This window comes from Corynebacterium sp. (genome assembly GCF_030826625.1).
Lineage (GTDB): Bacteria > Actinomycetota > Actinomycetes > Mycobacteriales > Mycobacteriaceae > Corynebacterium.
Genome location: NZ_JAPJNQ010000098.1, coordinates 1 through 6643, shown reverse-complemented (window position 1 = coordinate 6643; position 6643 = coordinate 1). Strand labels below are relative to the sequence as shown.

Genomic DNA, 6643 nt, shown 5'->3' with positions numbered 1-6643 from the left:
ATGCAGCGCTGGGTCATTCACATCGACATGGACGCGTTTTTCGCTTCCGTCGAACAGCTGACACGGCCCACTCTGCGCGGCCGCCCCGTCATCGTCGGCGGCATGAACGGCAGGGGAGTTGTCGCCGGGGCTTCTTATGAAGCTCGCAAATTCGGGGTGTCGTCCGCGATGCCCACCTACCGGGCGTTGCAGCTCATTGGCTTTGGCGCGGTACAAATCCAACCGCGCAAGGCCGTGTATTCCGCAGCCAGCAAGCGCGTGTTTGCGCTGATCCGCGAGCGCGTTGATCTCGTCGAACAACTCTCCATCGACGAAGCCTTCATGGAACCTGCCGAACTCATCGGCGCCAGCGCGGCAGAAGTAAAAGAATGGGCGGATAACCTGCGCGCAGAGATCAAAGATATCACCGGTTTGCCGTCGTCGATCGGGGCAGGCTCCGGCAAACAATTCGCGAAAATCGGCTCAGGCCAGGCAAAACCGGATGGCTCCAAAATCATTCCCGTCGACGAGGAACTCGATTTCTTGCACCCGCTGCCCGTCGGCAAGCTCTGGGGAGTCGGGCCAGTCACTGCGTCGAAGTTGCAGTCCATTGGCGTGACGACGATCGGCGACCTGGCAAACATGAGCGAGCGCGAGGTAAAAATCTCGTTGGGTAGCACCGTCGGTATGGACTTGTGGCACCTGGCGCGCGGTATCGACGAGCGGCCGGTCGCGCCCCGAGCGGAGGCGAAATCGCATTCCGCCGAGCAGACCTTCGCCAAAGACCTCACCACCGCAGCCGAGGTCGACGAAGCACTCGGCTGGGCCGCAGAATCCGCGCACAAACGCTTGCTTGCCGACGGACGCGGCGCACGCACCGTCACAGTAAAGCTGAAGATGGCGGATTTTCGAACCGAAACTCGTTCTGCCACGCTGCCGTACGCTACTGACGATGCCGAAACGCTGCGCGCGGTCGCGGGAACGGTCGTGCGTTACCCAGCAGAAACCGGCCCGGTGCGGCTGGTTGGTGTCGGATACTCCGGGCTCGAAACCACCCGACAAGACGTATTGTTTCCAGAGCTCGACCGTGCCGCGCAGCGACGCGTGACGGCAAGCTCCAGCGGTGGCACGAGCATGGAAGAACCCACCATGGTTACTGGAATTGCCGGCGCGGATATCGTCGTCAGCGAAACTGCGGGAGAAGACGCCGCCGAACAAACCGGCGCCCCTGAACTGCCTGGCAGCCACTGGCGGGCCACCCAAGATGTATTTCATCCAGATTTTGGCCATGGCTGGATTCAGGGCAGCGGGCATGGGGTGGTCTCTGTGCGGTTTGAAACTCGCGCGACCGGCCCAGGCAAGACGCGCACCTTTCGCACGGATGATCCGCAGTTGGTTCCCGCCGATCCGCTGGACTCGCTGGCCTGGGATGAGTGGTTAGTCGATAATGCTTAAGCGACGTCGCTAAAGCCTAGTCGAAAAGCTGGAAAATCGTTTCCGCCGCGATCCCGGTGGATAGTGCAATAATCAATGCGAGGCGCGCCTGCCCAGGATGGACCGTGCGGGCAGAGACCGCGCCGTGTTCTGCCAGGGTAGCGCCGCCACCACCGCCGCCGTAGGCCAGCGCGACCGCTCCTTGTGGGACGCGCGTAGCGACGATCACCGGGATGCCACGCCCCAGAGCGCGCACGACGGCGGCTCCAAGTTCTGCGGACATATTGCCGGAACCTAAAGCTTCGATGACTAGCCCGTCGGCGTGGTGATCGACGGCATAATCCACGAGTTCTGGGGTGGCGCCGGGATAGCCGGCGATGATCGGCACGAAATAGCCGTCCAGCTTCGGCAACTGTTCCGGGGCTGGAACTGGGAACCTGGAAGGGCGGGCGGTTACACGATCGTCGTCAGCATATGCGCTGTCGTCAGCACATGCACTGTCGCCAGCATGAGAGGCGAATGCCGCAAGATCCGCAGTGTGTCGCTTGTGCACGCTATGCCCGGGCAGGTTCTTCCCTGCGAAGTGCACCTCGACGGCGGTTGCGGCCGGCGAGCCAGCGTCTGTAATGGTTGCAGTGGCGTTCGCAGCGTTGTCTGTATTGGTTGTTGCCCTGGCATCGGCTAATTCCAGCGCGCGGTTAATTGCTCCCGCGAGGTTAGCTGGCCCATCTGTTGCTGGGTGATCAAACGCACGCTGTGCCCCGGTAAAGACCACCGGAGCCCCGCGCACCAGCAGGGCAGTGGCGAAGGCTGATTCTTCCATTGAATCGGTGCCATGTGTGACGACGACCGCATCAATGCTCGGGTCAGCGGCTTGCTCAGCGATTGCGGCAAGTAAGGTATCGAGTTCAGCCAGGCCAATCGAAGAAGAATCGAGTTGCAGCGTGTCGTGGATGCGGAAGCGCACTCCGTCGGCAAGCGCGGTATCGTCGGGTGCACCGTCGTCATGCATGCCCTCGGCAAGCGCCTGGGTGGCGGCGTCGACAAGCTGTTGGCCACTGACAGACGGTACGAGCGCGCCGGAGTCGTCGGCAGTGCACGCGATGGTGCCGCCGGTACAGATGATGGCGATCTGGCGAGTCATGAATTCAAGTATAAAAGGCAGGCGGGTAAGATTTCTTCGAGCGCTACGACTTCGAACCACAATGCACAGAGTTCGAGCACTATGACCCCAATGTCTATTTTGGAGGATATACCGTGAAATTCACGAAAACGAGCATCACCGCCGCAACCGTCGGCCTAGCATTGACCCTGGCTGCATGTTCTGATGATGCAGATAACGCGGATAAGGCCGCCGAAACCACCAGCAGCGCAGCCACGAGCTCCTCGGCTGAGGCGGCACAGGTGGGCGTGCCAACCAAAGAAGAACTCAACGAGGTTCTACAGCGCGCGGCTGATCCGAACCTGCCAGCAGAAGAGCGCGTCAACACCGTCGAAGGCGGCGAACAATTCCCAGATCTGTTCGACACCATGGCCGCTGCGAAGGCAGAATCCGGTGCTGAATTCAACGTCGTCGATCCAGTCCTGCCTGGTTACGCTGAGGGCACCGCTTTGGCGACCGTGGCCTATTCGCTGCCTGAACGCGAAGTTCAGCCCGCCGATAACGTGGAATTCATCTACCAGGACGGCCACTGGAAACTCTCCCGCGAATGGGCCTGTGTTCTGGTGACCAACACCGTGGAGCCTGAACAGGTTCCAGCGATGTGCATGGACGAAGGCGTCGACGTACCACCGAACGAAGCTGAAGTCATCGAAGAAGGCCACCATGAAGGCCACGAGGGACACGACGCGCCTCCTGCTGAAGAGCACGGCGCACCTGCGCAGTAAACTAGCAGCGCAGGCGATACAGCTTTCATAGCGCGAAAAAGCCGCCCGGTACCAGGAGGTTTGGTACTAGGCGGCTTTTGTATTGCGCATTGCGGGCGAAAATTTCTCACCAGCCAGCACAATTAGTTGACCACTGGAGCCATCCAGGACAGGATGTTCGTCTGCAAGAAGACCAGGCAGCACAGACCGATCAGCAACACGATCGAGTAACCCACGACGGATTTGAAGATCGCGCTTTCTTTGCCCTCGAGGTTTACTGCGGTAGCGGCAATCGCCAGCGACTGTGGCGAAATCATCTTGCCGACGACACCACCGGTGGTGTTGGCCGCCAGCAGCAGATCCGGGTTGAGGCCAATGTTGTTGGCGGCGGTAACCTGCAGGTTCGCAAACAATGCGTTGGCGGAAGTATCGGAACCGGTGATCGCGGTACCAACCCAACCCAATACCGGAGCCAGGAAACCATAGACCGCACCGAGCGAAGCGACGTAGGTACCCATGGCGACAGTCTGACCGGAGTAGTTCATGACATACGCCAGTGCCAGAACCATCACGATCGTCAGTGCGGTCCAGCGCATCTTGTAGGCGGTGCTGGTGAGCTCGCCGACGACGGCGCTGCTCTTCACGCGGAACTTACCGTTGTGATTAAAGATGCCGTACGCAACGGCGACGATGATGCCAGAGATCAGCAGCAGCGTACCCGGGTTGTTGATGATCTTGAATGTATATGAGGTGTCGATAACACTGCCGGTTGCGCTGACGAGGCGGTCAGTGAGCAGTGGCCAGGCGAAGGAGATCTTTGCCTTGTCCAGGATTCCCGGGATGGTTTCTCCCAGGTTGGCCAGACCGAAAATAACGGTCACGATGGCATACGGCATCATGGCCATCCAGACGCGGGATTTGGTCAAAACCTCGCCATCGTCTTCGCGCTCTGGGATGTCGAGGCGCTTGCGCATTGCGGCAACGCCCTTCGGCTGCCAGACGCGTAGGAATGCGAATGCAGCGCCCAGGGAAACCAGGCAGGCGACGATGTCGGTGAGCTGGTACGCGAAGAAGTTCGACGCCCACCACTGTGCGATAGCGAAGGCACCGCCGATGACGGCCGCTGCCGGGGCAGCTTCGCGCATACCGCGGGTCCCGTCGAGGATGAACAGCAAGATGAATGGCACGAAGAAGGCAAAAAATGGTGCCTGGTGGCCGACGATCGCAGCGATGTTTTCGGTCTGTTCGACGGTACGGCCACCGACGTTACCTGCGGTAGTAATCGGGATGGCGACGGCGCCGAAGGCTACCGGTGCGGTGTTGGCCAACAAAACGGTGGTGGCAGCCTTGAGCGGCTTGACTCCCAAGGCCAGGATCATCGTTGCGGTGATAGCTACCGGTGCGCCGAATCCTGCGAGTGCTTCCAGCAAGCCACCGAAGCAAAAGGCGATGAGGATGGCCTGGATACGGATATCACCGTTGCCGAGGGCGTCGAATGTGCGGCGCAGATCCTCGAACCGACCAGAAACCACGGTGACCTGGTAGAACCAGATCGCCATCATGATTACCCAGACGATGGGCAAGAGGCCGAAAAGGCCACCGCGGAATGCCGAAGAAATCGCGGCATCGACTGGCATGCTCATGCCGAAGACAGCGATCAACAATGCTGCAAGCAGGGCAGCGGCACCAGAGGTGTGCGCGCGGGCCTTTACGAACAGCAACATGACGAAGAAGGTCACCAGCGGGATGGCGGAAACCAGGGCGGTGAGCCCAAGGCTTCCCCCGATCGCTTCGGTATTAACCATAAATTGGTTCACGGGAGACTCCGAACTGTGAGTGGGGCAAAGGACAGCCTGATAGCGATGAGCGTTGTGAAAAAATGCTCAGGGAAAGGCTGTCAAAATGCTGAGTGTTGCTAAATCGATTCAGTTAACCCCCATAAACTGGGGCAAGATCGGTAATGCAAGTCACGAAAATGACGTTAACACAGGCCAATTCACTAAATTGAATCACCTGTAAAACTCGGTTTTTGAGGTGAATATATCGGTGCCTGAAACGAGTATTAGTGGGTAGCGACGTCAATTTTAGGCAGCAACGTCACTGAGCGGGCAGCGACAGACCGAAGCTAGTGTGCGCTGCTAAACCGTAGGCGTGTTGAGGAATCCTGTACCACGCTGGCTTCGCCACCATCATTTCCGTAAACCACGCGGGTGGTGTAGTCCAGTTCGCCGTCGACAGGCAAAGGCTTGCCCAAATCGACGGTCAATGAACCACTCGAGCGAGTGTTTGCGCTGGTGACATTCAGGGTATCGTCGGCAAAGCCTTCCGCGCCTGCGTGACCTTCCAGAGACAACGCACCGAGTGCTGGACGTTGCTCGATCGAAATATCCAGGCGCACGATATCGCCGTCGAATTCAGTGATCTCATAATTGGTGGTCTGCAGCATCGTCGACTCGCCAGTCACCCGCGAATCGACCGACCACTGCGCGCCCACACCGACTGCTTCTTCAGGGAAAATCACCGGCACCGAAACCAGCTTTGTGATTGACTGTTCGACGATTGCACGAGCCTCATCGCCAGCTTGCTGCGGGGCAGCCAACAACAGGGTATTCAACTGGCCGGTCGATTCTGCCAACCAACCGAAGCCAAAACCGTCGGCAGTAGAAATCTGTTCCGCCAACCCCGCATCCGAAATTTTCGGGTCACGCACCCGGAAATCGACGTGTCGTGCGGAATTAGCGCCTGGAGTCGCCTCGTCGAAGCCTTCCGGCACCAGTACAGAACCCGTCACCGGCAGGGTGGTGGTCACCACCTCAGAATCGTCCGGGCCCTGGCTAGCCGCAGGGGCCTCGGTGACGAGCTGATCATTGCGCATCACCAGCTGCTCAAAACCCTCGGTGACCTCAATATCGACGGCTTGTTCAGTGTCAACATCGTCATAGGCCATGACGACGCGCTCACCGGAACCAGTAGAGATAACCTGTATCCGTGGCGCATCAATCGGCAAACCAACGGCTTGTTCTGTTGCCGGAGGCGTGCCCCGCCGCTCACCGGCACTACTCGCGTTGTTAGTGCCACTATCACCGGCGCTATTATCACCATCTCCACAGGCAGCCAAGAGCACGGCAGCGGCAGTGAGTAACGAAGCGGCGACCACGCGCCGGGAGGAAAACCGTCGGAAATTGGCAGCAGAATTCACAACCGCTAGTTTAGCCAGCGCGGCAATTTCACGTAAAACCCAATTTTCAGGAACAATAAAACCCGTGACTAGGTTAAAAACGTTGCCAACTCGACGACGCGCACCCTACCTGCGGATCATGCTGTTGATTATTGCCGTTGCCGTTGTGGCTGACCAGGCCAGCAA

5 protein-coding genes are annotated in these 6643 nt (G+C 59.1%); 2 read left to right on the top strand and 3 right to left on the bottom strand.

Going from position 1 to position 6643, the window contains the following annotated elements; translation table 11 throughout:
- On the top strand, positions 1 to 1434 hold a 1434-nt coding region (locus RCH87_RS09730), incomplete at its 5' end, for a DNA polymerase IV (RefSeq protein WP_306516506.1).
- A 16-nt stretch (positions 1435 to 1450) separates the two neighbouring features.
- Here RCH87_RS09730 and RCH87_RS09725 read toward each other — a convergent pair.
- Positions 1451 to 2557, bottom strand: coding sequence for an asparaginase domain-containing protein (locus tag RCH87_RS09725; protein ID WP_306516505.1), 1107 nt, complete (start codon positions 2555 to 2557; stop codon positions 1451 to 1453).
- A 113-nt stretch (positions 2558 to 2670) separates the two neighbouring features.
- Here RCH87_RS09725 and RCH87_RS09720 point away from each other — a divergent pair, with 113 nt between their 5' ends.
- Positions 2671 to 3300, top strand: a complete 630-nt coding sequence (locus RCH87_RS09720) for a hypothetical protein (protein ID WP_306516504.1) — start codon at positions 2671 to 2673, stop codon at positions 3298 to 3300.
- A gap of 122 nt (positions 3301 to 3422) precedes the next feature.
- On the opposite strand, the gene RCH87_RS09715 is transcribed toward RCH87_RS09720, so the two are convergent.
- Both RCH87_RS09715 and RCH87_RS09710 read right to left on the bottom strand, forming a co-directional pair.
- Complete coding sequence (locus tag RCH87_RS09715; RefSeq protein ID WP_373690975.1) at positions 3423 to 5084, bottom strand: L-lactate permease; 1662 nt, start codon at positions 5082 to 5084, stop codon at positions 3423 to 3425.
- A 320-nt stretch (positions 5085 to 5404) separates the two neighbouring features.
- A complete protein-coding gene (locus tag RCH87_RS09710; RefSeq protein ID WP_306516502.1) occupies positions 5405 to 6478 on the bottom strand; it encodes a hypothetical protein in 1074 nt (357 codons plus the stop codon).
- Positions 6479 to 6643: the final 165 nt, after the last annotated feature.

Excerpts from the sequence above, each read along its gene's own strand:
- RCH87_RS09715 (WP_373690975.1), bottom strand. The coding sequence starts at position 5,084 with ATGGTTAATACCGAAGCGATCGGGGGAAGCCTTGGGCTCACCGCCCTG.
- RCH87_RS09725 (WP_306516505.1), bottom strand. The coding sequence starts at position 2,557 with ATGACTCGCCAGATCGCCATCATCTGTACCGGCGGCACCATCGCGTGC.